The sequence below is a fragment of the Shewanella japonica genome (genome assembly GCF_002075795.1).
GTDB lineage: Bacteria > Pseudomonadota > Gammaproteobacteria > Enterobacterales > Shewanellaceae > Shewanella > Shewanella japonica.
In genome coordinates this window covers 1,577,396-1,603,852 of sequence record NZ_CP020472.1, presented here as the reverse complement: position 1 = coordinate 1,603,852, position 26,457 = coordinate 1,577,396, and the positions used below count along the sequence as shown (strand labels likewise).

At 37.6% G+C, this 26,457-nt stretch carries 24 protein-coding genes; 3 read left to right on the top strand and 21 right to left on the bottom strand.

Annotation, left to right across the window (positions count from 1 at the left end):
• Window positions 1–91 precede the first annotated feature (91 nt).
• Genes SJ2017_RS06940 through SJ2017_RS06930 form a run of 3 tightly spaced genes read right to left on the bottom strand, consistent with a single transcriptional unit; the run spans window position 92 to window position 2,443 of the window.
• A complete protein-coding gene (locus SJ2017_RS06940) occupies window positions 92–1,102 on the bottom strand; it encodes a succinylglutamate desuccinylase/aspartoacylase family protein (RefSeq protein ID WP_080915288.1) in 1,011 nt (336 codons plus the stop codon).
• Window positions 1,102–2,007 (bottom strand): 30S ribosomal protein S6--L-glutamate ligase, encoded by a 906-nt coding sequence (rimK, locus tag SJ2017_RS06935; RefSeq protein WP_065109116.1) that lies wholly within the window; start codon window positions 2,005–2,007, stop codon window positions 1,102–1,104. Before rimK ends, SJ2017_RS06940 begins: the two co-directional genes overlap by 1 nt.
• Before the next feature lie 4 nt (window positions 2,008–2,011).
• Window positions 2,012–2,443, bottom strand: coding sequence for an ATP-dependent zinc protease family protein (locus SJ2017_RS06930; protein ID WP_065109246.1), 432 nt, complete (start codon window positions 2,441–2,443; stop codon window positions 2,012–2,014).
• Between the two features lie 535 nt (window positions 2,444–2,978).
• Between SJ2017_RS06930 and SJ2017_RS06925 the strand changes: the two genes are divergently transcribed.
• The 3 genes from SJ2017_RS06925 to SJ2017_RS06915 all read left to right on the top strand — a co-directional run bounded on the left by SJ2017_RS06925 (window position 2,979) and on the right by SJ2017_RS06915 (window position 6,832).
• Entirely contained in the window at window positions 2,979–3,650 is a 672-nt protein-coding gene (locus SJ2017_RS06925) for a DUF2461 domain-containing protein (RefSeq protein ID WP_080915287.1), read from the top strand.
• Between the two features lie 277 nt (window positions 3,651–3,927).
• Window positions 3,928–5,286: a BamA/TamA family outer membrane protein gene (locus tag SJ2017_RS06920; protein WP_244899780.1), complete on the top strand. Its 1,359-nt coding sequence runs from the start codon at window positions 3,928–3,930 to the stop codon at window positions 5,284–5,286.
• Between the two features lie 181 nt (window positions 5,287–5,467).
• Window positions 5,468–6,832 carry an RsmB/NOP family class I SAM-dependent RNA methyltransferase gene (locus SJ2017_RS06915; RefSeq protein WP_080915286.1) on the top strand — a complete coding sequence of 455 codons (1,365 nt, stop codon included), beginning with the start codon at window positions 5,468–5,470 and terminating at the stop codon, window positions 6,830–6,832.
• Window positions 6,833–6,915: 83 nt separating this feature from the next.
• On the opposite strand, the gene rfbD is transcribed toward SJ2017_RS06915, so the two are convergent.
• From rfbD to SJ2017_RS06825, 18 genes are all read right to left on the bottom strand, one after another.
• Complete coding sequence (gene rfbD / locus SJ2017_RS06910; protein ID WP_167692897.1) at window positions 6,916–7,806, bottom strand: dTDP-4-dehydrorhamnose reductase; 891 nt, start codon at window positions 7,804–7,806, stop codon at window positions 6,916–6,918.
• Window positions 7,803–8,342 (bottom strand): dTDP-4-dehydrorhamnose 3,5-epimerase, encoded by a 540-nt coding sequence (gene rfbC, locus SJ2017_RS06905; RefSeq protein WP_338057690.1) that lies wholly within the window; start codon window positions 8,340–8,342, stop codon window positions 7,803–7,805. Before rfbC ends, rfbD begins: the two co-directional genes overlap by 4 nt.
• Window positions 8,326–8,517: a hypothetical protein gene (locus SJ2017_RS06900; protein ID WP_080915283.1), complete on the bottom strand. Its 192-nt coding sequence runs from the start codon at window positions 8,515–8,517 to the stop codon at window positions 8,326–8,328. Before SJ2017_RS06900 ends, rfbC begins: the two co-directional genes overlap by 17 nt.
• Before the next feature lie 349 nt (window positions 8,518–8,866).
• A complete protein-coding gene (gene glmM / locus SJ2017_RS06895) occupies window positions 8,867–10,222 on the bottom strand; it encodes a phosphoglucosamine mutase (RefSeq protein ID WP_080915282.1) in 1,356 nt (451 codons plus the stop codon).
• A 419-nt stretch (window positions 10,223–10,641) separates the two neighbouring features.
• The gene (gene galU / locus SJ2017_RS06890) at window positions 10,642–11,520 is read right to left on the bottom strand and encodes a UTP--glucose-1-phosphate uridylyltransferase GalU (RefSeq protein WP_080915281.1); all 879 of its coding nucleotides are present in this window, start codon (window positions 11,518–11,520) and stop codon (window positions 10,642–10,644) included.
• Window positions 11,521–11,582: 62 nt separating this feature from the next.
• Complete coding sequence (locus SJ2017_RS06885; RefSeq protein ID WP_080915280.1) at window positions 11,583–13,514, bottom strand: polysaccharide biosynthesis protein; 1,932 nt, start codon at window positions 13,512–13,514, stop codon at window positions 11,583–11,585.
• A 310-nt stretch (window positions 13,515–13,824) separates the two neighbouring features.
• Window positions 13,825–14,829 carry an NAD-dependent epimerase gene (locus SJ2017_RS06880; protein ID WP_080915279.1) on the bottom strand — a complete coding sequence of 335 codons (1,005 nt, stop codon included), beginning with the start codon at window positions 14,827–14,829 and terminating at the stop codon, window positions 13,825–13,827.
• A 27-nt stretch (window positions 14,830–14,856) separates the two neighbouring features.
• Entirely contained in the window at window positions 14,857–16,023 is a 1,167-nt protein-coding gene (locus SJ2017_RS06875; protein ID WP_080915278.1) for a nucleotide sugar dehydrogenase, read from the bottom strand.
• Between the two features lie 17 nt (window positions 16,024–16,040).
• Complete coding sequence (locus SJ2017_RS06870) at window positions 16,041–17,216, bottom strand: DegT/DnrJ/EryC1/StrS family aminotransferase (RefSeq protein ID WP_080915277.1); 1,176 nt, start codon at window positions 17,214–17,216, stop codon at window positions 16,041–16,043.
• 136 nt (window positions 17,217–17,352) lie between these two features.
• The gene (locus SJ2017_RS06865; protein ID WP_218919244.1) at window positions 17,353–18,003 is read right to left on the bottom strand and encodes an acetyltransferase; all 651 of its coding nucleotides are present in this window, start codon (window positions 18,001–18,003) and stop codon (window positions 17,353–17,355) included.
• Window positions 17,996–18,592: a sugar transferase gene (locus tag SJ2017_RS06860; protein WP_080915276.1), complete on the bottom strand. Its 597-nt coding sequence runs from the start codon at window positions 18,590–18,592 to the stop codon at window positions 17,996–17,998. Before SJ2017_RS06860 ends, SJ2017_RS06865 begins: the two co-directional genes overlap by 8 nt.
• A complete protein-coding gene (locus SJ2017_RS06855) occupies window positions 18,589–19,797 on the bottom strand; it encodes a glycosyltransferase family 4 protein (RefSeq protein ID WP_080915275.1) in 1,209 nt (402 codons plus the stop codon). Before SJ2017_RS06855 ends, SJ2017_RS06860 begins: the two co-directional genes overlap by 4 nt.
• Before the next feature lie 67 nt (window positions 19,798–19,864).
• On the bottom strand, window positions 19,865–20,995 hold the full coding sequence (wecB, locus tag SJ2017_RS06850) for a non-hydrolyzing UDP-N-acetylglucosamine 2-epimerase (RefSeq protein ID WP_080915274.1): 1,131 nt from the start codon (window positions 20,993–20,995) through the stop codon (window positions 19,865–19,867).
• Window positions 20,996–21,010: 15 nt separating this feature from the next.
• Window positions 21,011–22,120: a UDP-2-acetamido-2,6-beta-L-arabino-hexul-4-ose reductase gene (gene wbjC, locus SJ2017_RS06845; RefSeq protein ID WP_080915273.1), complete on the bottom strand. Its 1,110-nt coding sequence runs from the start codon at window positions 22,118–22,120 to the stop codon at window positions 21,011–21,013.
• Window positions 22,121–23,161, bottom strand: coding sequence for a polysaccharide biosynthesis protein (locus tag SJ2017_RS06840; RefSeq protein ID WP_080915272.1), 1,041 nt, complete (start codon window positions 23,159–23,161; stop codon window positions 22,121–22,123).
• Window positions 23,162–23,168: 7 nt separating this feature from the next.
• Window positions 23,169–24,287 (bottom strand): glycosyltransferase, encoded by a 1,119-nt coding sequence (locus SJ2017_RS06835; RefSeq protein WP_167692896.1) that lies wholly within the window; start codon window positions 24,285–24,287, stop codon window positions 23,169–23,171.
• An 11-nt stretch (window positions 24,288–24,298) separates the two neighbouring features.
• Window positions 24,299–25,405, bottom strand: coding sequence for an EpsG family protein (locus tag SJ2017_RS06830; protein WP_080915270.1), 1,107 nt, complete (start codon window positions 25,403–25,405; stop codon window positions 24,299–24,301).
• A complete protein-coding gene (locus SJ2017_RS06825) occupies window positions 25,405–26,457 on the bottom strand; it encodes a TDP-N-acetylfucosamine:lipid II N-acetylfucosaminyltransferase family protein (RefSeq protein WP_080915269.1) in 1,053 nt (350 codons plus the stop codon). The genes SJ2017_RS06830 and SJ2017_RS06825 overlap by 1 nt, the downstream gene beginning before the upstream one ends.

Here is a 26,457-nt window from a genome sequence, read left to right as displayed (position 1 = left end):
ACGGTGATTCTGAATTGAGTAAAGCATTAACATAGACATAAAACACTGCAATACCGGAAGATACTGCAGTGTTTGAAAGTCAAACTAAGGTTTAAGCATATGTTGAGATAAACTCGTCTAAATGCTCATTGGCAATTTCAATATCATCACCAACAAACTGAGCAATATGAAATAACGCTTCACCTTCGTTAGCGACTGGAATATTGGTTAAGCCAATAATAATGCCATCGGTTGGAGAACGTAACTCAGTGACTTCTCCACCCAGTGGATTGACCACATTGGCAAGTAAGCATCCTTTGCTCACACGAGCCCCTATTTTGCGTTTCACATTCACCAATCCATCTGCTTCACTGCGTAACCAATAACTGCGGCTCGCATTAATAGATGCTGTTGGTTTTAGTTTACTATTCAACATCCCCAAATAGCGCATCACATTCAGTACACCAGTGACACCAGACTTTATCGACAGCTCACTAAACCTTAGGGCTTCACCTGCTTCATATAAAATACATGCGATGCCTTTTTCATTAGCGTAGCCACGCATCGAGCCTTTTACGGACTTTGAGTCCATAATCACCGGAGCCCCGAAAGCCGTAGCCATTGCCATCATGACTTCATCATCAGTATCACAACGGATCTGCGGGAAGTTATCACGATGAATAGCCCCTGTATGCAAATCGACAATATGCGTTGCTTTAGACATCAACTCGCTTGAAAACAAATGCGCTAAACGGCTCGCTAATGCACCTTTTGCACTCCCAGGAAAGCAGCGGTTTAAATCACGCCTATCTGGTAAGTAACGCGATTGATGAATAAAGCCAAACACATTAACAATGGGTACAACCATCAAGGTTCCTGTCAGTGTTCTGATGCTGATTTTATCGATTAAGCGTCGACAAATTTCTATGCCATTCAGTTCATCACCATGAATAGCAGCGCATACTAATAACACTGGCCCAGGTTTCTTACTATGGAACACCTCAACATGCAGCTCTAAAGGCGTGTCGTTATACAATTTTGCTGCGGGCAGTTTGATACTGGCACGGGTGCCAGCATCAATACTAAACTCACCAATTGTGAACGCTTCACGCTTAGGCGCCATCAACCCATTCCTTTGGTTTTGGTGCTTTTGGCTTTGGCATTTTTTTCAATAAATTGAATAATTTTATCTGCGACATCAATACCCGTTGACGTTTCAATTCCTTCAAGACCAGGCGATGAGTTCACTTCCATCACTAAGGGCCCATGCTTTGAGCGTAAAATATCAACACCCGCTACATTTAGCCCCATCGTTTTAGCTGCACGAACCGCTGTTGAGCGCTCTTCTGGGCTTAACTTAACAACAGTGGCTGAGCCGCCACGATGCAAATTAGAACGAAACTCGCCTTCTGCCCCCTGACGCTTCATTGCCGCAATGACTTTATCGCCAATCACAAAACAACGAATGTCGGCTCCACCCGCTTCTTCTATATACTCTTGCACCATAATATTGGCTTTTAAGCCCATAAAGGCTTCAATAACACTTTCTGCCGCTTTACGGGTTTCGGCAAGTACCACACCAATCCCTTGAGTCCCCTCAAGTAGTTTAATCACGCATGGTGCGCCGCCAACCATATCGAGTAAATCAGGCACATCTGCAGGCTTGTTCGCAAAACCTGTCACAGGTAAGCCAATGCTTTTGCGAGATAACAACTGCAATGAGCGTAATTTATCCCTTGAACGTGAAATTGCCACTGATTCATTCAATGGAGACACGCCCATCATTTCAAATTGACGTAATACTGCCGTTCCATAAAAAGTAACCGAAGCACCGATACGTGGAACCACCGCGTCAAATTTAGGTAATTCTTCACCGCGCATATGAATGCTAGGCGCCATCATATTGATGTTCATGTAACAGGCTAGTGGGTCTACGATTTGTACTTCGTGACCTCGTGCAACCGCCGCTTCTTTAATACGGCGAGTTGAGTATAAATTCTCATTCCGAGACATAATTGCAATGCGCATGGGCTTAAGCTCCAAGTAAATACGTTGCCGAAGAGTCAACTAAGTAACGCCCAGCAAGCGCTCTTCGACCCAAAAGCATTCTAAATTGCATGTTGTCACGCTGTGTTAACGTGAGTTCAATATCAAATTGTTGCTCGCCAATAATAATTGGCGTTTTAATGACATATCGATTGGTGATATGCCCACCAGAATCTTTCACGTGTCGACGATCAAATACCGCGAACTCATGTATGACTTCTCTATTTGAATCCTGTTCTGGGTGTATCCACACCTTAATCCAGTCTTGTTCATTTTTAATAAACGGTTTAATTCTAAAAGCATGTAAACATGACGTCTTGGCACCGGTATCAATTTTCATATTAACCCGTTCATTGCCAATTTCAGGAAACGTCGCCCATTCACACCAGCCAAGAATATCTAATGCATTTTTTGTCATGTTTAACCCTTGCATAAAGAAATTAATCATTCGTCACATGCCATATTACAGCCTCAAAGAGCGATAACACGGCTTCAATTAGCTGTTTTAAACGACTTTAACCAGTCAGATTAAACAAAAACAGCCTAGCGACAAGGTAAAAAGCCATTATAAAAATGACCCTGTATCAATTTGGAAGCGCATAATACTCCTAAAGTTGATAATTGCTACTAAAAAAAACACTAAAAAATAAAAAAATTATAGGTAACAGCAAATAAGATAACTTTTTCAATTATATGAAACAGCCAAAACAATAAGAAAACAAAGCAATATAATACTATTTATCACAAGTTAATTGAGATATGTTGATTTATCAAACAAAATTCGCCTTATTAAATCGAGTATAAATCAACCAGATGTTTTTGCAGCTATTATTTACCGCTAAACAAAAAACACAGCGCTAACTCCCAGTATGAAAAACATCGAAAATGACTATTCAACCTGATAAATTAGCAAAGTTTTTATACTTTTTAGCGCTAACATTTTAGGATTCCTCATGTTTACTCAACACAGCTTTGACTTTTTAACTCAGCTTGCCGATAACAATAATAGAGAATGGTTTAAAACGAATCAGTTACGCTATGAAGAAACCGTCCGCACACCTACATTACAATTTATTGAAGCTATGCAGGGGCCTATCCTTAAATTTTCACCACGATTAACCGCTGTGGCTAAAAAAGTGGGCGGCAGTATGATGCGACCACAACGAGACAGTCGCTTTAGTAAAGATAAAAGTCCCTACAAACTTAATGTTGGAATTCAATTTAGGCACTTTCAAGGGAAGGATGTTCATGCACCAGGTCTTTACCTGCACCTAGCAAATGATGGCTGTTTTATCGCTGCAGGTATTTGGCATCCCGAATCTAAAGCCTTAAACGCTATAAGGCAGTGCATTGATGAAAACCCTAATGGGTATAAAAAAGCCTTAGTAGAACTAAAAAAAGCAGGTTTTGAGCTATCTGGGGATAGCTTAGTCAGACCACCAAGAGGTTTTAATAAAGAGCATCCACTCATTGATGAATTAAAGCGAAAAGACTTTATCGCCATCAAACCCATTTCTATTGAACAGGTGTGCAGCGATGACTTTGTTGACTTTTGCACTCAAGAGTTTGAACACACGCTCAAATTAATGCATTACCTTTGCTTTGCCCTTTCGTTAGATTTCTAGATCCATGAAGCTGCAGGAGGTCGTTTTACATTGAATAAAATGACTTCCTATCATTAATCTTTTTAAGCGCATAGTGGAGTAAAACCAACAAACAGTGCGAACTCTCGTACTGTAGTGATCAATAGGGTTATTTAACGCCTCATACTCAATAGTGATAAATCGCAATTTAATCATTAAGTCACTGTACCTTTAGCACGCAACAACCTATATTATTCAATAAAATAGCTACAATTATTCAACACCTCCTCTTGGGCATGAAGTAATGGCAGGGCTGCTAATGATGAAAAAACGCCGCTATGACGGGTTAATAACCCTAACGAATCAAACAAGAGTATTAACCATATTCGCTTCCGCTTTATTCTTACTATTTATCCCGTCAACTTTTGCTGCCTCAGCCAATGTAAAGTCAGCAGTCAATCGCTCAGAAACGCCTAATACTGGTACTGAAAAGTTATTACTTCCCTATGTATTTAGTACGGACTCTATGGGCTTAAACATTGGCTTAGGTGCTATGGTCAGTGGTTACCACCAAGAGCAAATGACAATTGGCGGTACTGTGTACGGCGGGGATGTCAGTTATGGCGCAGGGGGTGGAGTCTGGAATTACAAAATCCCTAAAACTGAGCGGTTCTTTTTAAGTGTATACGGCTTTTTAGGCTATTACCCACAACAAAAGGCTTACGCTGGTGGCGCAAGTAATTTTATCCCAGCTGATACACCTTTACCTGGTAGTAATGACTCGTCGAATGAGCAGTTTTTACAAGCAGATGGTTCATCAAACTGGTGGGAAATTAAACTTGAATACGCCCTACCAATAGGCGCTACACGTGATAAAGGCCAAGTCACTTACGAGTTAACGAATGGCTTACTGACGTCAAAGCCTTCCGGCGGAGATAAATGGAACCCATTTGAATCAGGTGCAACTGTAGCCGTACTCAGACAATTTAATCGTTATGAGAGCTACGAATTTGAGGATGAAGAGCTCGATGGTACCATTCATGCGCTTGAGCTTGGGCTACTATATGACAATACCGATTTTTCAATCAATCCAAGTTATGGTAGCAAGCAATATGTGGCAATATCTCACGATTCAGGTTGGTTAGAATCCGTTGACTCTTGGACTTTTATTGAGTTCGAGGCCAGTAAATACTTTTCTTTTGGCGAATCTGATTACGCATCACAACGAATACTCGCTATGAATTTTTGGACAGGCTATTCACCTTCTTGGGAACTTGAATACGATGAAGCCGGTGCCAGAAAGGTAAATAATAACGCCCCTTATAGTGAAGGTGCCTCATTAGGCGGATTTTATCGCATGCGTGGATTTGATAATAATCGCTTTCACGATAAAGCCTCTATTTATGCGACAGCGGAGTATCGTTACACCTTCAAGTACAATCCAATAGAAGATGTGAATTGGCTTAAATTTTTACGTTTAGACTGGTTTCAACTCGTTGGATTTGTTGAAGCTGGCAGAGTGGGTGAATCTTATACTGCCAGCGAATTACTCACCGACATCAAATATGACTATGAAGTGTCGTTAAGAGCCCTCACAGCGGGTATTGTAGTGAGGCTTGATGTCGCGCAATCAGATGAGAGTACCAATGCTTGGGTTATGGTGGATCATCCATTTTAGCCTTGTGACTCGAGATAGCGTCTATCTTTAAAACCCTTACCCTTCGATATCATTGTCATTAACTGCTCGGTTGAATACTCTGTAGGATAGATATTCAACCGATTTTAAAGACATGCTAAAATATGCCATTACTTTTAAGTGACACACATGCTTTGTCACCTTTGCCACTCTTGAGTCAGCCATGCCAGTAGCACCACAATCAAACCTTATCGCCACCACTCCAGCACAAAAACGTGCTTTGAGCTATTCAACCACCATCAAAATGTTATTTGATGAAGTGTTAGATACTAAAATGCCCGCTGACCGAATCGTGGCTAATTACTTTCGTGAACACAAAAAGCATGGTTCAAAAGATCGCAGAGTCATTCGCGAAACGTTATTCGGCCTATTTCGTTGGTGGGGCTGGCTTAAACAAATAGGCTCACAACACGATGAGCAAACTTGGTTCGCAATGCTCAGTAGCTGTGCACTGTTAGAGCAACACATGTGGCGTAATTTTGCGGAAGCTTGGCAACATTTTGCTCAGCTATCACCAGAGCAATTAGCGGTGATAGATGAACATGTCGAAGCCACAGGCGAAGCGAATACTTACACTGTTATTGAAAAGAGTCTGTTACTCAATAATGTATTTACTGGGAAAACCGTTAAGCCAAGTCAACTATTACCAGACTGGTATTGGGAGGTTTGCCCGATTGAGTCAGCTGAGCAACAACTTAAACTCGTTGAGGCAATGAGCTCTCGACCGCCTATTTGGGCAAGGGTGCAAAAATTAGCCACAGATAAAGCAGTATCCCAATTACAACAAGATGGCATAGATGCAAGCTTGTGCGAATACTTTGGTGATGCCATTAGTTTAGGCAGTAAAAGTATTAACTTAAATGACGTAAAACTGTATAAAAATGGCCAAGTTGAAATTCAAGATCTTGCATCTCAAGTTATTGGCAATGTGTGTAAGCCCAAAGCAAATGAGCAATGGTGGGACACGTGCAGTGGCGCTGGCGGCAAGACCTTACAACTTCGTTCACTTATGCTGCAAGACGTTGAAAATAATTCAACAGGGTCGATTACCTCATCAGACATTCGTACAAAAGCACTAGAAGAGTTAAACAAGCGCGCTAAACGAGCAGGTTTTGATGGCATTACAATCGCTAAATGGAAGTCTGACAATTTACCTGTCTCAGAGAGCTACCTTGATGGTGTATTAGTCGATGCACCTTGTAGCTGCACTGGTACTTGGCGCAGAAATCCTGACATGCGCTGGATTGATGATAGAAGTTGTGTGGATGATAAACCTGCCTTGCAATTAGACATATTGAGTCGTAGTGCTAAAGCCGTAAAAACAGGCTCTCATCTTGTTTACGCTACTTGTTCATTATCACCTTTAGAGAACGAAGCCGTTGTAGACGCATTTTTATCTAACAATAAAGACTTCAGTTTAGTAGTAAGCACTCACCCTTTTACAGAGCAGCAAAGTGAGCATATTACCGTATGGCCATATGAAGCAAACAGCGATGGAATGTATGTCGCGAAGATGGTTAAGAAGTAGTGCCTTTGATCTAAAGATGCAAAATTATAAAAAGATTAAATGAAATATATAAACGCGATTCAAACAATGAGTTTATACATCTTCTATAAATTTTGAACCAATCGTTTAAGAGAGTCCTTCCATTCTGGGGTAACTATGCCCCAGATATCATGTATTTTTTGACAGTTCATGACAGAATATTTAGGCCTAATTGCTTCGGCTGAATATTCATCAGAGGTTATCGCAAATACGTCTGGCCTAGATGTTATCTTTTGCTGAATCACGGCTTCATCTAAGATATTCTCAGTTAACTCATACCAGCTCATTGCTGTATCGCCACAATAATGAAATATGCCCCAATCAGATTTACCTTTTTCGATTGCCAGTATTATATGACAAATGGTTGTTGCTAAATCGTCGGCAAAAGTGGGACAACCTAGTTGATCTGAAATCATACTTAACTGTGAATGTTGCTTTGATAAAGACATGACAGTCTTAGCGAAGTTACGCCCAAAAGAGCTTACTAACCAAGCTGTACGAAGGATAATATATTTGTCGGATATTTGCTGAACTAGCGCTTCACTCTCACATTTCGATTGCCCATACACATTAAGCGCGTGTGTTGAGTCAGTTTCAATATAAGGCACTGAACTATTCCCATCAAAAACATAATCCGTTGAAATATGAATTATTGGAATCGCTAATGCTTTAGCTGCATTAGTTAGATTAGCTACGCCAGTGACGTTGACTTGTTGACAGCGTTTTAAATTATTCTCAGCTGATTCTACATCACTGAAAGCAGCGGCATTAACGATAATGTCGGGAGAATGCTCAGTGACAAAATCTGATACAGACGGGAAATGACAAATATCAACGTCTTTTTTTGAGGAGCACACTAAATGCAGTGATGCCTTATAAACCGCACAATGCTCATTGACGTGAGCAATAATGCTCTTGCCTAACTGGCCTTCAGCGCCAACTAACCACACTTTCACAAAGCTAAATCCTTTAACTGAAACCCACACTGATCTTTCATTGATAAAATGGGATCATTTATCGGCCAGGTTATTCCGATTTCTGGATCATTCCATTTTAAGCAGGCTTCATGCTGTGGCGAGTAATAATCTGTGCATTTATACTCTACATCCGCAATGCTAGATAAAGTAAGAAAACCATGGGCAAAGCCCTCAGGTATCCATATTTGACGTTTATTTTCTTCTGACAATTCAACGCCAACCCATTGACCATAGTTTTCTGAGTCAAGCCGTAAGTCCACTGCGACATCAAAAATATGCCCTCGTGTCACGCTAATGAGTTTACCTTGAGGTTTGGGGTGCTGGAAGTGAAGCCCTCTTAATACCCCATACTTTGATTGTGAGATATTAGATTGAACAAAGGGTTTAGTCATTTCGAGTATTTGCATATACCGGGATGATTGAAAACTTTCATAAAAGAACCCTCGCTCATCATTGAATACTCTCGGCTCGATTACCTTTACATCAGGCAATCGGGTTTTAATAACCTTCATCATCGCTTTCCTTTGCAAGTTGAAAAAGGTAATCACCATAAGCAGTCTGTTGATGCCTTTGTGCTTGTTGCTTCAACACTGATGTATCTATCCAATTATTGATAAAAGCAATTTCTTCTAAGCAAGCAACTTTCAACCCTTGTCGCTTTTCAAGAGCATGAACAAAGATAGCTTCCAATTTCCCCCCTTAACTTTTAAAAATGATTAACAAAATAAAATAATAAACCTATATTCTCCACAGACTTATTAGTTTAATCTAAAATATAACGAATTAAATTGACGCCAATAAACCGGCACCACCTGTGACTAAAGTCACATTTACCCTGTTAAAGCAATAATGAAGTAACTAACGAATCACATTAAATAGTCTTTAATAACTTCGCTATAGTCACTAATTAAAATTGGATTGTATCAAATAAAACAAAAATGCCAGCGTTAATTACGCTGGCATTTTAAAGTTTAATCATGTTATCGCTAAAGAGCTAAATCACCTCAAATGATGTAAAAGTCATTCACAACAGCAAGTTTTAACCCGCTAGCTTCACAGCATCTGCGATAGTTTGAGCTTGAGTTTGCGTCATTTCTGCACAAGTAGATTCAACCATCACACGAATTAGCAGTTCAGTGCCAGATTTACGTAATAACACTCTGCCACGTTCGCCCATGAATGTCTCAGCAGCTGACACAGAAGCTTGAACAGCATCAGATGCAATTATTTCATCAGCATTATCAGCCTTCAATTTAACATTTATTAATACTTGAGGTAGCTTGGTCATACCAGACTTAACTTCAGCTAAACTTTTCCCTGACTCAATAATGGCATCAAGAACCTGAAGAGAAGCGACAATACCATCTCCCGTGGTAGTATGTTTAAGACTTAAAATATGCCCTGAACCTTCGCCACCAAGTTGCCAGCCAGTTTCTTTTAACTGCTCAACAACATAACGGTCTCCAACCTTGGCACGTACAAATGGAATATCCATTTCTTTAAGCGCGATCTCTAAACCAAGATTTGACATCAATGTACCAACAACACCACCTTCAAGCTCTCCTGAAATTTTAAAGGCTTGTGCAAGTATAAAAATAATTTCATCACCATCAATGATATGTCCATTATGATCAACAAACATCACTCGATCTGCATCACCATCAAGCGCAATCCCTAAATCAGCTTCATACACCATTACAGCAGTTTGCAAGCTATCTAAATGTGTCGCACCACAACGCTCATTAATATTAAGACCATCAGGGCTATCATTGATACTAATCACTTCAGCACCTAACTCAGCATAGACTTCTTTAGCAATGTGATATGCTGCGCCATTGGCAGAATCTACTACGATTTTTAAACCAGTTAATGACTTATTTTTATCGAATGTACCTTTACAAAACTCAATATAACGACCGGCTGCATCTCCAATACGGCGAACTTTGCCGAGTTTAGCTGAATCTACACACGTCATAGCGCCATGGTTAATCGCTTGCTCTAGTAAGTGTTCAATTTCTAGTTCTTGGGCATCATTCAATTTTGTCCCAGAATTTGAAAATAACTTAATGCCATTATCATAATAAGGATTGTGAGATGCACTGATAACAACACCTGCATCAGCTCTAAATGTAGAGGTTAAGTACGCAATAGCTGGAGTCGGCATAGGCCCAACTAACGCACAGTTAATGCCTGCTGCAGAGAAACCTGCTTGCATCGCAGTTTCAATCATATAGCCACTGATACGAGTATCTTTACCAATAATCACTTCTTTGGTGCCTGCTGACGCTAAAACCGTCCCAGCAGCCCAACCCAACTTCATTGCAAATGATGGGTTAATTGGAAACTCACCAACCTTGCCACGCACCCCATCAGTGCCAAAATACTTACGAGACATAACCACTCCAAAAACCAAAAATCCTTTTGGTGACAACAAAAAAATAAATACTCGATTAATCGAAAGAATTATATACCAAACTGGAGTGAAATTATTCACTCTGTAATGATTATTTAAAGCAGTTAACATAAGAAGCTGCTTTTCATGTTAATACATGAATTTAAGGTTTAATAAATGTCGATACACGAAAAGATTATACGAGAAAAAATCTCCGCACTTCGATTACACTTTAACTAGAAGCTCCATAATAATTGAACAAATAATACTCTAATACTGAATTTTGATTTGATAAGTCCCACAAGCGTTACTTGTTAAGCACGATACCCTACTCTCTTGAAACCAGAACTATAAATTCGAACCTAACAAAAAAACCAACTCAATTGAGTTGGCTTTAATTAGACAAAGTACTAATGCTACCGTTATAGTAAAGGCTTTATCATTTCAGCAAATTCTTTGCCTAGCTTTTTATCACGAAGTCCATACTCTACGAAGGCTTTCATATACCCGAGCTTATCGCCACAATCGTGTGACTTACCGGTCATATTAAAAGCCTCAACTCTGTCTTGCTCAATTAACATATCAATCGCATCTGTTAATTGAATTTCATCACCTGCCCCTACTGGAGTTTTAGCAAGCAAAGACCAAATCTTTTCAGACAAAACATAACGGCCTACAACTGCAAGATTTGATGGAGCGTTGCCAATAGCAGGTTTCTCTACCATAGCTGTAATTTTAGCTGACTCACCAGGTGCGATTTCTGCACCACTGCAATCAGCAATACCATACTTATTCACTTCATTATCTGGTACGGGTGCGACCATAATCTGACTTGCGAAACTTGTTTGATATCGAGCTATCATAGCAGCAAGGTTTTCTGTTTTCTGGTCAGCCGTATATTCGTCTAAAATGACGTCAGGTAACACAACAGCAAATGGTTCATTTCCAATACATGGCTTAGCGCATAACACTGCATGCCCCAATCCTTTAGCTTCACCTTGGCGAACACTGATAACGGAAACATCCTTTGGACAGATTGATTGAACTTCCTCTAAAAGCTGACGCTTAACACGTTTTTCAAGTGTTGATTCAAGTTCATAAGATGTATCAAAGTGGTTTTCGATGGCATTTTTACTGGCGTGAGTCACTAAAACAATTTCTTTAACGCCAGCGGAGACACACTCGTTTATAATGTACTGAATAAGCGGTTTATCAACAATTGGAAGCATCTCTTTAGGAATAGCTTTTGTCGCCGGCAACATTCTTGTCCCGAGACCAGCAACTGGAATAACGACTTTCATAAAAAAACCTTGTCTTGTGGTAATTCGATTAAAGATAAAAAACAAGCAATAAATTTGCCAAACTAAGCTAACTTGATAACGTTCTCATTTGAATCAGATACTTTTGCTTTTTGATGATATAAAAGATCACAAATGCCATCTGTTGGTGCGAAACCTGTTGGTGTTGAAAGCAAAATATCGCGAATACTTTCATGATCGACATTGTGACAAGCTCTATCGAGACGCTCTAAAATTTTAGAATACTCATTCCAACTCAAATTTAACTCGTTCGCTGTCATTATCCGCTCATGTTCAGTACCTGTAACATCATCACCAATTAACAATTCTTCATATAACTTTTCACCAGGTCTCAATCCGCTGAACTCAATTGCTATATCTCCTTCAGGGTTATTATCATCACGAACCTCAAAACCACTTAATCTGATCATTTTAGATGCTAAATCAACAATTTTAACCGACTTGCCCATATCTAGCACAAATACATCACCACCTTTCCCCATTGCACCAGCTTGTATAACTAACTGAGATGCCTCTGGTATGGTCATGAAAAAACGAGTAATTTCAGGGTGAGTAACGGTAACCGGACCTCCATTTGCGATTTGAGTTCTGAACAATGGTACAACAGACCCTGAAGAGCCTAATACGTTTCCGAACCTTACCATGCAAAATCGGGTTTGATGTTCTTCTTTAGCAAAAGCTTGTAATACAAGCTCTGCCATTCGTTTAGTAGTGCCCATAACATTAGTTGGGCGAACGGCTTTATCAGTAGAAATTAATACAAACGTCTCAACTTTGGCTGCAATAGCAGCTCTAGCAGTGTAAAGAGTACCAAAAATATTGTTTCTAATGCCTTCAATCACGTTGTGTTCAACTAATGGAACATGTTTATAAGCAGCTGCATGATATACAGTCTGAACCCCAAACGACTCCATGATGGTTTGTACTCTATTCTCTCGTTGAACAGATCCCATCATAGGTAGAATTCGAACATCCAAATTTAACTCTTGAGCAATTGAAGTAAGCTCGCGCTCAATTGCATATAATGAGTATTCTGATAATTCGAAAAGTACTAATTTCTTAGGTGATTTTTTTAGGATTTGACGACAAAGCTCAGAACCAATAGAGCCTCCAGCGCCAGTTACCATGACAACTTTATCGGTAATATTAGCCGTCAGTAAGTCTTGACGTGGTGCAACTGAATCCCGCCCTAAAAGATCATCAATTTCAACTTCTTTTATATCACTATAAAGCTTGGTTCCACTCACCAAATCGGCCATTGCGGGTATGGTTAAGACTTGTATCGAAAGCGGCTCTAAACGCGATAGAATGTCTTTTCTTTTTGCCCTGGTAGCACTAGGAATAGCCAGCAATACTTTGGTCGCCTCTTTTTGTTTGATTAACTTACGGATGATTGATGGAGAGTGAACGTACACCCCCTGAATTACGGTGCCGTGTAAAGACGTATCATCGTCGACAAATGCATAAGGATGATACTCATGGCTTAACACTAAAGAGTTAAGTAACTGTCTACCACTCACGCCTGCGCCATAGATGATAATAGGCTCACCATCACGTTTAACACCTGAACCAATCATAGAACGTAACAGTGCTCGTGTACCTCCGACGAATACTAACGCGAAAGAGGCATAAATAATCGGGACAGTCCTAGGAAGTTGTGCGTCAGAATAATAACCAACTAACACCATAAAAATAGTCGATGTTATTACTCCCAAGAGTATAGCTGTTAATGCTTGTAAGCTCATATAACGTAATACTGCGCGATATAAACCCAACTTAACAAAAGCGAATATCGTCAAAGGCAGAGTGGCGGCGAACAACAACCAATATTGCGTATTTTGTAACACTGTGACGTCATCAAGTCTGACTAATAATGCTGCCCAAAAAGCAAAACCTAGAAAAACCGTATCAATTGCGATACTCACTAAACGTTTCTGACTACGTTCTAAACGAAACAAGCTTTGCAAAAAATCCATTTTCCGCTCCATAAACTTAAAAATCATAGTGTATTACTTCTTTAAATACGAACGCCACATCAATATACCACTGACAGGATAACATGAGTAATGCGTACAATTAGCTTAGTGTATTATATGTGACAGTGAGTAAGAACGCGAAAAAAAGTTCTTAAATTGTGGACTACTCGAGGGTTAATGATGGTAAATACAAAGGTAATAATAAAGCCGATGAGACATCTTTTAATCGGCTTTTTTATAATGAGACAGAATCAATTAGCGCAAGTACATATAAATGAATACACTAGTGCCAAAATCATAATCGATATTTCTATTTGTTATAAAACTCTCGATACCATTTTACAAATTCAGCAACACCTTCTTTGACACCTACACTCGGTTTATAGCCAGTAGCTTCAAATAAGTCAGCTACTTCCGCATAAGTTTGGTACACATCACCAGGTTGCATTTCTCTAAAGTTTTTATTGGCTTCAATACCTAACTCATCTTCAATGGCCTTTACAAACCCCATCAGATTAATAGGTGAACCGTGACCTATGTTATAGATGGAGTATGGAGCAGAACTTGTCGCGGGAGAACCTTTCTCGACAGTCCAAGAAACATCTCGACTTGGTATAACATCAGCAATACGAACTACTCCTTCAACGATGTCATCGACATGAGTAAAATCACGCCACATATCACCGTTGTTATTGATATCGATAGTCTCGCCATCTAATATCTTTTTAGTAAAGATAAACGGCGCCATATCAGGACGCCCCCAACTTCCGTATACAGTAAAAAAACGTAGACCTGTAGTTGGAATGTCATACAAGTGTGAATAACTATGTGCCATCAACTCATTAGACTTTTTTGTAGCCGCGTAAAGTGAAACAGGGTGATCTACACTGTCTGAAGTTGAGAATGGAGTTTTAGCATTCAACCCATAAACAGAGCTAGAAGATGCATACACTAGATGCTTCACCTTAGTATTGCGACAACCTTCTAAAATATTTATATGGCCGACTAAATTCGAATCTGCATAGGCATGAGGATTCTCAATCGAATACCTAACACCTGCTTGTGCAGCTAAATGAATCACTCGATCAAATTTCTCAATTTCGAATAACTGTTTAATAGCATCTCTATCAGCGACATCCAACTCGATTAAACGAAATTTTTCATTTTCAATACGCTTTAAACGCGCAAGTTTTAAATTAACATCATAGTAATCATTGATATTATCAACACCAATAATTTCATGACCATCTGAGGTTAACTTTTCAACAACAGCGCTACCAATAAAACCTGCGGCGCCTGTGACTAAATATTTCATAAACTTCTCAAAACTTAATTTAAAGTACTAATCTGAACCAAAAAGGTCACGAGTATACACTTTAGTGCTCACATCGCGTATTTCATCTACCATTCGGTTTGAAACAATGACATCACAAGATAATTTAAACTCATCTAAACTTTTAATCACTTTTGAATGGAAAAATTCATCTTGTTCTAACACGGGTTCATACACGACTACTTCGATGCCTTTGGCTTTTAGTCGCTTCATGATGCCTTGAATACTCGACGCTCTGAAGTTATCGGAACCAGACTTCATAATCAATCGATAAATACCGACACGGTTTGGGTTGCGCTTCAAAATACTACTAGCAATAAAATCTTTACGAGTTGTATTAGCATCAACAATTGCCCCAATTATGCTGTTGGGTACATCAGCATAGTTTGCACGTAACTGCTTGGTATCTTTTGGTAAACAGTAGCCGCCATAACCAAATGAAGGGTTGTTATAGTGAGAGCCGATTCGAGGGTCTAAGCCAACCCCTTCGATAATTTGACGAGTATCTAAACCATGACTCTCAGCATAAGTATCTAGCTCATTAAAATATGAAACACGAAGAGCAAGATAAGTATTTGAAAACAATTTTACAGCTTCCGCTTCTGTAGAATCGGTAAACAAAACTTCAATGTTATCTTTTACAGCGCCTTCAACTAAGAGGTTGGCGAATACTTCTGCACGTTCACTTCGCTCACCAACGATGATTCGCGAAGGGTGCAAATTATCATAAAGTGCTCGACCTTCCCGTAAAAATTCTGGCGAGAATATAATTTTATTGCAACCTAACTCTTCCTTAACTCGTGCTGTATAACCAACCGGAACAGTAGACTTGATGACCATCACCGCTTTAGGGTTAATTGTCATAACGGCTTTAATTACGCTTTCTACTGAAGAAGTATTGAAATAATTTGTTTCAACATCATAATCAGTAGGAGTGGCAATAATCACATAGTCAGCATCTTGATACGCAACTTGCTTGTCGAGTGTAGCTTTAAAGTTAAGAGTTTTATTAGCTAAGAAATCTTCTATTTCTCTATCAACAATAGGCGATACTCTTTTATTAAGCATTTCTACTTTTTTAGGGATTATATCAACCGCAACAACTTCGTGCTTTTGAGCCAAGAGCATTGCGTTTGATAAACCGACATAACCTGTACCAGCAACTGCTATTTTCATTCAATTATAACCTTGTATTACTTCTGGGCCTTTAACAAGACATGTTTAATTATACGACTTGTTTTAAGTACTTCGTTATCCGTTAGGGTTGGGTGGACTAAAAACATTAAGCTATTCTCCCCTAATTCAACCGCATTTTTTAAGCGCTGTTCAGGACGCCACGGTGTGTTATCAAAAGCTTTTTCTAAATACACCTCTGAGCAACTACCTTGAAAAGCTGGTACGCCAAGAGCCATTATGTTATCCACTATACGGTCTCTCGACCACCCCTCAGCTAAGTTCTCAGGAATAACAAACATATAATGCTTATATTCTGCATGATCGATATAATCAGGCACGACAATGGTACGTACTACATTAATATCCGAAACAGCTTCGTCTAATGTTTTTGCATTGTATTGCCGTTTGGTTGTCCAGTCATGAATACGGGTTAATTGAATGCGACCAATCGTGCCTTGCATTTCGGTCATCCGCCAGTTAGTACCAAAGCTTTCATGCAGCCAACGAAATCCTGGTGGATGTACACGGTTATATATAGCGTCAAAACTTTTGCCATGATCTTTATAAGACCACATTGTTGACCATAAAGATTGATCGTTGGTAGTAACCATGCCACCTTCACCACCGGTAGTCATAATTTTATCCTGACAAAATGACCATGCACCGATATGACCAATAGAACCAACACTCCGGCCTTTGTATTTAGCACCATGGGCTTGAGCACAGTCCTCAATAACTTTGAAACCATGTTTGTCAGAAAGTGCCATGATAGCATCCATCTCAGCAGGCATACCTGCAAGGTGAACGACAATCACAGCTTTAGTACTTTCTGTTAATACAGCCTCAATGCTTTCAGCAGTGATATTCTGGCTATTTAAATCAACATCTGCAAAAACTGGTATCGCGCCTGCTGTAATAATTGAAGATACAGAAGCTAAAAATGTACGCGGAGTCGTAATAACTTCATCGCCACCCCCCACGTCTAATGCTTTTAGAGCAAGATCTAACGCTAGCGTACCATTAGCTAAAGCAATCGCATGCTTACAATCAACCCAAGCAGCAAATTCAGTTTCAAAATTGCGGCATTCTTGACCAGTCCAATAATTGACTTTATTTGACAATAAAACATGACTGACTGCATCTGCCTCTTCTTGTGAAAAAGAAGGCCAAGGAGAAAATTCTGTATTGAGCATTATTTATTCCAAAATAAAAATATAATTCTTGAGCACTAAATACTAAAACACTTATTTCAAGAGCTTTAAAAAAAAGATACTTTGAACGAACTAGTTTCTGATACTAATAACCACAAAACCAATGAAAAATTTACTATTATATTTTGCTAATTGTTTTAAAATTGATATGTAAAGGACGAGCTGGGCAACCAACAACGGTCTTAGAGTCTGCAACATCATGTAATACCGTTGCACCAGCCCCAACAACAACATTCTCGCCAATTTTAACCAACTGTTTTACCTGCGCACCAATCCCTATCCAGCTAATAGTTCCTACTTTGACGCCGCCAGCAAGATTTGCACCGGGGCTGACATGAACACCATTGGCGATTATGCAGTCATGATCAATTGTCGCGCTAGTATTGACTATGCAGGCATTTCCTATTAAAGAAAATGGATTTACGACGGCATTAGCCATAACAACACAGCCTTCTCCCAATTGGGAATAACTACTGATTATTGCAGATGGATGAGTTAAAACAGAAAGCTTAGCACCTGAGGACTTTAACAAATTCACTTTATCAAGACGAATTTCATTATTTCCAATTGCAACTACAACTAACTCATATTGATCAACTAATGAGAGTAGTTCTAGAGTATCTCCAAAAACAGTCCAATGCTCAATATTTTGTAATTTCGGCCAACGATCATCAAAAAAATGTATTTCTGTAAAATGATTAAGTTCTGCAATTTCAGCGATCACTTTTCCGTGACCACTGGCCCCTAGAATGGCACAACGCTTAATCATTATCACTCCCCTTAAAAGGTTCGATAGTTACATGCCCATCAGCAGCGATATCTTCTTTAAGAAATACTTTTTTAACCGTTAACAATAAAATTTTAATATCTAACCTAAATGAACGGTTTTCTACGTACCAAGCATCATATTCAAATTTTTGTTCCCAGCTAATTGCATTACGTCCATTAACTTGCGCCCAGCCGGTAATACCAGGCCGAACATTATGTCGAGTAGCTTGTCGTTGATTAAAGAGAGGCAAATATTGCATTAATAAAGGTCTCGGGCCAACTAAAGACATATCACCTTTTAGGACACTGATTAAACCTGGGAGTTCATCTAGACTAGTGGCACGTAGTTTTTGACCAAAAGGAGTTAAGCGTTGATCATCAGGTAACGGTAGACCATCTTTCCCTTCAGAATCCAACATACTTCTGAATTTTAACATGTAAAATGGATTACCAAAGAGACCAGGACGTTGCTGCTTAAAGAGTACAGGGCTACCTAGTTTAATTCTAATAAATATCGCAGTAACTAGAATTACTGGTGAAAGCATAATAAGCACAAATAGAGATACTATAATATCGAAAAATCGTTTCATTTTACTTCCTTAAAAACCGAAATAAACTTATTGACACCTTTATTCAATGATAACTCTTCGTTGTAAAACTGCTTCGCATTATCACTCATAACCTTCCTTTCACTCTGAGGAAGAAAAACCATCTGCTCAATTGCTTCCGCTAGTGACGTGGAAGAATTAGCTTGGCAGCAAATCCCAGATTTGGATGTTTCGATTAAAGAGGCCGCATCTCCATTAACTCCCATAATAATAGGTTTCCCCATTGCCAAATAAGCTTGAGTTCTAGAAGGAACTGTTATAGAAAAAAGTTCATTATCAGTTAGATGAACTAAAAGCATGTCTGCTTTTTCTAATAAACTACCCACTTCATTCATTGGAACTCGTGGCAGAAAATAAACATTGTTGACTTTAGACTCTTTAACTTTCTTTACTGCATCAGCTTTAGAAACACCATCACCAATTAAAACAATATTGATAGGTATATTTTTGGAATGTAATTTTTCTGCAGCATTTATAATACTTGGCAAACCCTGTGCAAAACCTAAATTACCTGCAAAAACTAAATTTAAACGTCCATTATCAGGTAGGTTAACTGAACTACCAACAGAGTGCCTTAATGATAACTCATCACACCAGTTATATATCACTTCTATTTTATCTTCTTTTATACCTCTAGAAATTAGCCTGCTTTTAAAACCGGGAGAAAGTACAACTATTTTAGCCGAACGTTTATAAACGAACTGACAAACACGTTCCACAATTGACAATGCCTTAGTATTATTCAGCATGCCAGTTGCACTTAAGGTATCTGGCCATAGATCTTGGATATCTGGAACAAAAGGAACCCTTCGAATTAAACCAATAAAAAGAGCTGATAAGGATGTCGTTAATGGTGGATGATAACTATAGATAACATCAGGTTTTTCAGCTTTTAATAAACCACAAAATAAAGAGCTAGCTGCAAAACTGACATAATTAAAAATACGCTTTATCGAAGAACTATCATGGCTAGGATAAAGTGGCACCCTATGAACAATGACACCATCAAGCACTTCTTTTTGATAAAAACTGATTTTGTACCCATCATATAACTTGCCACCCGGGTAGTTAGGAAACCCAGTAATAACTTCGACTTCATGCCCTTTTTCTACCAGAGTCTTAGCAAACAACAAACCTTTAAAAGTTGGCTCTGGATCGAACCACTGAGTAACAATAAGAATTTTCAAACTAACCTCTATATAAAAAGTTTAATCACTGGCTTACTAATGCCTATTAGTGAGCCCACTTTTTCGATTAGTATTCTTTCCAGACTACTCGTTTAATATAATCGGTATATGAATGAATAATTCTAACCATTTTGGCTGACACATTTGGCATACTATAATCATAAACAGGACGCAGTAGTCGATCATCACCACAAGGTTGTGATTCTAAAACTTGCAACGCTTGCATTACGCGGTCAACTTCAAGACCAACCATCATGACTGATGCTTCTTCCATCCCTTCTGGACGCTCATGAGCCTCTCGCATGTTTAATGCAGGGAAGTTCATAATAGAAGACTCTTCGTTAATTGTTCCACTGTCTGATAACACTGCCTTTGCATTTTTTTGCAGATGGTTATAGTCATGAAAACCCAGCGGTTTAAGTAATTGAATATTCTTGTGGAATTCAACACCCTGAGCTTCAATACGGTTACGCGTACGAGGATGAGTAGACACAATAACAGGTAAATCATAATGTGCAGCAACGGTATTTAAGGTTTCAGCCAGTTTAGCCAACTGCTTTGGTGAGTCTACATTCTCTTCACGATGGGCACTTACTACAAAAAACTGTCTTTGCTCTAACTTCAGTCGAGTTAAAACATCCGAACCATCTATTTGAGGCATGTAGTAATTCAACACCTCGAACATTGGACTACCCGTTTTAATGACACGATCAGCGGGTAAACCTTCAGCCAATAGGTAATCTCTTGCTATTGAACTGTAGGTTAGATTGATATCTGCTGTGTGATCGACAATACGGCGATTGGTTTCTTCTGGAACTCGCTGATCAAAACAGCGATTCCCCGCTTCCATATGGAAGATTGGAACTTTGCGACGTTTTGCAGGAATAGCAGAGAGGCAAGAATTTGTATCACCAAGAACCAGCATAGCATCAGGGCAGATTTCTTCTAACGCTTGATCAACTTTAATGATTACTTGACCGATCGTTTCTGCTGCATTTTTACCTGCAGCGTTTAAAAAACAATCTGGTTTTCGAACCCCTAAATCGTTAAAAAATACCTCATTTAATTCAAAATCATAATTCTGACCGGTATGAACCAAAATATGCTCACAGTGTTCGTCTAGCTTGGCTAAAACCCTAGAAAGACGAATGATTTCAGGTCGAGTTCCAACCACTGACATTACTTTTAGTTTTTTCATAATTTTTTCTCTTACTTACAGTGGGCAGGTAATTGTATCCGGTGCTGCTCTATCAAATATTTCATTGGCCCAAAGCATAACGACTAACTCACTATCTCCAATATTGGTAATATCATGTGTCCACCCAGGTGCAGTTTCTACTATACGCGACTCTTCACCGTCAACAGTAAGTTCATAGGATTCACCAGTAACAATATGCCTAAACTTATATAATGCCTTACCATTAATAACTAAAAACTTCTCTGTTTTCGTATGATGATAGTGTCCACCACGAGTAATGCCTGGGTGAGCAGTAAAAAATGAGAACTGACCTGATTCTTTAGTTTTAAGCATCTCCACAAAAGTACCACGTTCATCGCTATGACGAGTAACTGAATAATCAAACTGGGATGGTGCCAAATAACTTACATAAGTTGAGTAAAGCGCACGAACAAAGCCTTCACCTGCTTTAGCCGAAATCAAACTTTCTCGACTATCTTTAAACTCTGTTAATAATGAAACAACTTCACCGACTGTAGATTCATAAATAGGCTCAACAATACTATACATGTCTGTTGATTGAGGTGCGTTAGTTAGTATCTCTACAAAAGACTTACAAACGTCATCGATATATACGAGGTTGAGTACTGCGTCAGGATTATGGATAATGATTGGTAAATCATTTATCGTGTTATAGCAAAAAGTAGCTACGGCAGAGTTATAGTTTGGAAGACACCATTTACCAAACACATTAGGTAATCTGTAAATGTGGGTTGCAGCACCTGTTTGTTGCTGATATGCCGCGACAGCTTCCTCTGCACCAGCCTTGCTTACTCCGTAAGGGTTATCTAATTCAGCTTGAATAGATGATGTTAATAGAATTGGCGTCTTACGCCCTGATTCAATAAGTGTATTTACAATATTTTTAGTTAAATCAGTGTTGCCTTTTTTAAACTCGTCATCATTTGGCGGGCGGTTAATACCCGCAAGATGATAGATAAAATCAGCAGATTTAACTTTTTTGACTACACTGTCTTCGTTATCATCAAGTGTAATTTTTTCAACATTCACAAAACCGGCTTCTTTCAAAAAAATACATAAATTTCTGCCAATAAAACCATTAGCACCTGTAACTAAAATATTCATTTAAACACCTTCTGGAACAACTATATTACCAGTTTCGATCTCACGCATGAAATCAAGCTTACGCAATAAATCTTTCATACCTTCAACATCTAAACGTTTAGTATTGTGTGAGTTATAATCTTCGATTACTGATAAATCTTTTTCACCTTCTTCAGTGTATTGAGCATAATTTAAATCGCGGTTATCTGCAGGAATTCGATAGTAATCGCCTTGATCCTGAGCAACGAACATTTCTTCACGACTGCATAATGCTTCAAATAACTTTTCACCATGGCGTGTACCAATCACATTCACTTTATGTTCTGGTTTACCAATCATTTCAAGAATTGCATGTGTTAAAACTTCAATCGTTGCGGCTGGTGCTTTTTGCACAAAAATATCACCATTTTTACCATGTTCAAAAGCGTGCAAAACAAGGTCGACAGCATCATCTAGAGTCATCATAAAGCGGGTCATAGAAGGGTCTGTTAAAGTCAGTGGTGTATTTTCTATAACCTGACGAATAAATAGAGGAATTACTGAACCACGAGAAGCCATGACATTACCGTAACGAGTACCAGAGATAACAGTATTAGTACCTTCCAAATTACGACTTTTAGCTACAATTACTTTTTCCATCATCGCTTTAGATATACCCATAGCATTAATTGGGTATACTGCTTTATCAGTACTAAGACAAACAACACGATTCACACCATGAGAAATAGCAGATTCTAGAACGTTTTCTGTCCCTAAAACATTTGTTTTAACAGCTTCTAGTGGATAAAACTCACATGAAGGTACCTGTTTTAGAGCTGCAGCATGGAAAACATAGTCAACACCTCGCATTGCAGTGGATATACTTTGCGGATCACGTACATCACCGATGTAAAATTTTAACTTTTCATTATTAAAGGCCTTACGCATATCATCCTGTTTTTTTTCATCACGTGAAAAAATGCGAATTTCCTTAATATTAGTATTTAAGAAACGTTTTAAAACAGCATTACCAAAAGAACCAGTCCCTCCAGTAATTAGAAGAGTTTTACAGTTAAAGTCCATTACAGCCTCATTTTAAATTAAATAAAATATTTGAAATTTTGGTATATCTTTCATTCTGCGAACCATACTTTGTTATTAATGTTTCTGAAACAAGAACATATTTTTCAGAGAATTTATAGTAATTACCAATTTGATTAAAGGATTCAATACAGCTATCGATAGAATCTGTATCATAGTACAACGGATAATTAGAACAAATTCCTTGGGTAAACTCTAAAGAAGGCAAGATTAACGGTTTTTTTATTGCCATTGACTCAATATAGGAAGTCGAAAAAACCTCAAGTAAACTTGGTAGAAATATCACATCGTGACTACAGTATAAATCAACAGCGTCTTTATGTTTATATGGCCCTAGGTTCGTCAGATGCTGTTGCACTTGATTAAACTCTGGATCTTGAATTAAATATTCATAGGCTGACGGTTCAACAGTTAAGAAAAAACTAAATTTAGTAGCCCCTGGTTTATTTAACTTATTTAATATCTTCGGAATGATACTCAAATTTTTGTGCGGATAATAAGCTGATGGAACAAGTACTTTTATATCTTTTTTATTTGATAAATCTTCAAATTGATTTTTTTTAGTTAAAAAGTCAAGCGACACAGAATTATAAACAACAAAAATATTTTTTTCTGGAAACCCTTTAGCAATTAGCTGATTAAGTGACACTTCAGTTTGAACAATCCAATAGTCAGACTTCCTAAAATGATACAATTGGTAAAGGCTATGCAATCTCCTCTTAACTTGGCTATAAATACCACCCAGAATTGACAATGAAGCTCTTGACGGACCTAAAACATATGGATTGCTACATCCCATAATATGGGTACAATTAAAATTAATATAAGAAGGCCCCGCTGAAGTATATACTAGAAATGGGTTTAACTTATTTACTAGTAGTTTTATTTTAACTCTCGACAAAAAGGATTTTGCAGGACTAGAAAAAACTGAATGACGGTCGGTACTGACAAAACTCCCAACCTGCCTAAAAACAACTTCACTTAAGATAAAATACCATTGTTCCTGTTCGTTTCTAGTATATATTTGTTTGATAAAATTCACTGAATTTTGAACAGCACCTCCAACTACATTAGAACTACAATTAAAAACAAATAATTTATCTGTCATCAAAAACACCATTAAACCCAATCATAATAAAATTCATCATATGAATCCATACCATTATATACTCTGTAAAAAAGGTATAAAGAAAAAATAACAAAAAAAGTAATTTTTTTAAACATAAAATGACTTTTATAGAATGAAACAATAAAAAAAACATATCCAATATCAAAAAACCATGACACACGGTACAATATTGGAAAGTTATAACCTACAGCCCATATCAGAAGATTCATAAACAAGAATGAAAGTAACAAGGAATCAACATTTGAAAACTCCTTATATCTATTTGATTCTTTGAAGTATAATAATAGAATTAGAAAAACATTTAAAAACAATCTCCAGAAGTATGGGAGTGGACTTGCTTTATATCCATCATAATCCAAAATATATACATTATATCTTGGAAATAGATTTTGCACTATCCATTTTGCGACAGCAAAAAGATCAACCCACACTAATGGCAACGTTGCTAAAAATAAAAAAAGTATATATTTTCTAATAAATCCTTTTAACTTCAATAAAAGCGGCATAAAAATCGTCACTACCCAAACATTATGCAGGATGGCACCAAAAAATAAATTAATTATGGACAATACTTTCAGTAAGTTATTTTCTCTAGAGCTTAGATACAACAATATAGAATAATATAAGAAGAAACAAGAAAGAGCGAATCTAATTTGAACAAAAATTCCTTGATAGAATAATGCAACCAAAGCAAAGATAACAAAATAGCGACATTCTTTAAAAAATGAGCTGATTTTTATGATCAAAAATATATTTAAAAAAGCAACAACAAGTAAAAGTAACTGATACCTATCACTGAATATTTTTACGAAACCATTTATGATTAATATACCGTATTCAATACCAAATGCTGATTTTTTAGCGACAGCAATAGAGTCGGCATTGAAATCAAAAAGTGACGGTGTATTATTAAAAATATTGAAATAACTGATATAATCAGGCTCAATATTTCCCTTAAGACTTAGCATTGTGAACAGAAAAACAATAGAAAAACAGCAAATACTGAATTTTAAATAATTAAGGGCTCGAACATTTTTTGAAAAAAAATCTAAGAAAGCAGTAGAACACAACAAAAACAACGGGAAAAAATATATCATTATTTAATACTACTGAAATATCGTTCATAATGGTTTGTAGTTGTTTGATAGGAAAATAATCGAATAGCATTATTCTTATTTTCCTCCAAAACTAATTCATCTAACTCAAGATTGAAATCGTCAATTGAATATACTACAAAACCCAACTCAGTAACTAAACACCAAGCATTGCTATCTTTTTTGAGAAAAACTTTAACTTTGTAATAAAATAATTGTAAAATATTTCCCATAGCCTGTTGACCATCATTATAAAAAATGGCTGCAGTCATAGTGCTCAAAAGCCGAAGGTAAGATTCGAATTCAATAAAATTCATAAGAGGATGAACGCGACAATAACTCAAATGATTAGCTGTGTACTTAATTAAGCTATCTGAATAATCACCCACATTCCCATAAGCTAGAGGAAGATAAACATCAATATTATTCAGTTTTTTACTGGCTAACTTTTTAATCACATCAAAGTGGTTATTTCTTTTTATCGCAGAGTTCCCTATTAAAACTCGATTATCGGTCTTATGAATTATAGTATCTGATTCTATTTGGCCACAGATGTTACTAGGATAAATAGCCCCCAAGTTAATCAAGTTTGAATTTTTAGATATGAGTTGAATCAATTCAAAATCGCTTTTAATATATGTTATATAATTTTTTATTTTTCTAAGAAATTGTTTAGCAAAATAATTTTTAACTTTAGAACGAATTGATGATGCCATAACATTCTTATGGTGAATTTCTCCTCCCCACAGGACAAAGTCGATGTGAGAAAACCGACCAATAAAAAATGATAGGACAAAAAGAATTTTATTTGAAGGTAAAGAATGAAAAATCACCTTATTGTACTTATTTACAGAAATTAAAATTTTTATAGCTGAATAAAATTCATCAGGAATAATTAAAGTTTTCTCATCGATTACCAAACCAGTGTGATCTCCTAAGTAAATAAAATCGTTATGAACTTTCGAAAATTCTGCTTCCAAGAATACTTTATAGTTTGGTAGAAATTTATTCTTACAGTTATGCGCATTGATAGAAATATGAAGTACCTTAATCAT

Bases quoted from the DNA above. Each gene is read 5' to 3' on its own strand.
- SJ2017_RS06940 (WP_080915288.1), bottom strand. From the start codon at position 1,102: ATGGCGCCTAAGCGTGAAGCGTTCACAATTGGTGAGTTTAGTATTGAT.
- rimK (WP_065109116.1), bottom strand. From the start codon at position 2,007: ATGCGCATTGCAATTATGTCTCGGAATGAGAATTTATACTCAACTCGC.
- SJ2017_RS06930 (WP_065109246.1), bottom strand. From the start codon at position 2,443: ATGACAAAAAATGCATTAGATATTCTTGGCTGGTGTGAATGGGCGACG.
- SJ2017_RS06925 (WP_080915287.1), top strand. From the start codon at position 2,979: ATGTTTACTCAACACAGCTTTGACTTTTTAACTCAGCTTGCCGATAAC.
- SJ2017_RS06920 (WP_244899780.1), top strand. From the start codon at position 3,928: ATGATGAAAAAACGCCGCTATGACGGGTTAATAACCCTAACGAATCAA.
- SJ2017_RS06915 (WP_080915286.1), top strand. From the start codon at position 5,468: ATGCCAGTAGCACCACAATCAAACCTTATCGCCACCACTCCAGCACAA.
- rfbC (WP_338057690.1), bottom strand. From the start codon at position 8,342: ATGATGAAGGTTATTAAAACCCGATTGCCTGATGTAAAGGTAATCGAG.
- glmM (WP_080915282.1), bottom strand. From the start codon at position 10,222: ATGTCTCGTAAGTATTTTGGCACTGATGGGGTGCGTGGCAAGGTTGGT.
- galU (WP_080915281.1), bottom strand. From the start codon at position 11,520: ATGAAAGTCGTTATTCCAGTTGCTGGTCTCGGGACAAGAATGTTGCCG.
- SJ2017_RS06885 (WP_080915280.1), bottom strand. From the start codon at position 13,514: ATGGATTTTTTGCAAAGCTTGTTTCGTTTAGAACGTAGTCAGAAACGT.
- SJ2017_RS06880 (WP_080915279.1), bottom strand. From the start codon at position 14,829: ATGAAATATTTAGTCACAGGCGCCGCAGGTTTTATTGGTAGCGCTGTT.
- SJ2017_RS06875 (WP_080915278.1), bottom strand. From the start codon at position 16,023: ATGAAAATAGCAGTTGCTGGTACAGGTTATGTCGGTTTATCAAACGCA.
- SJ2017_RS06870 (WP_080915277.1), bottom strand. From the start codon at position 17,216: ATGCTCAATACAGAATTTTCTCCTTGGCCTTCTTTTTCACAAGAAGAG.
- SJ2017_RS06865 (WP_218919244.1), bottom strand. From the start codon at position 18,003: ATGATTAAGCGTTGTGCCATTCTAGGGGCCAGTGGTCACGGAAAAGTG.
- SJ2017_RS06860 (WP_080915276.1), bottom strand. From the start codon at position 18,592: ATGAAACGATTTTTCGATATTATAGTATCTCTATTTGTGCTTATTATG.
- wecB (WP_080915274.1), bottom strand. From the start codon at position 20,995: ATGAAAAAACTAAAAGTAATGTCAGTGGTTGGAACTCGACCTGAAATC.
- wbjC (WP_080915273.1), bottom strand. From the start codon at position 22,120: ATGAATATTTTAGTTACAGGTGCTAATGGTTTTATTGGCAGAAATTTA.
- SJ2017_RS06840 (WP_080915272.1), bottom strand. From the start codon at position 23,161: ATGGACTTTAACTGTAAAACTCTTCTAATTACTGGAGGGACTGGTTCT.
- SJ2017_RS06835 (WP_167692896.1), bottom strand. From the start codon at position 24,287: ATGACAGATAAATTATTTGTTTTTAATTGTAGTTCTAATGTAGTTGGA.
- SJ2017_RS06830 (WP_080915270.1), bottom strand. From the start codon at position 25,405: ATGATATATTTTTTCCCGTTGTTTTTGTTGTGTTCTACTGCTTTCTTA.
- SJ2017_RS06825 (WP_080915269.1), bottom strand. From the start codon at position 26,457: ATGATTAAGGTACTTCATATTTCTATCAATGCGCATAACTGTAAGAAT.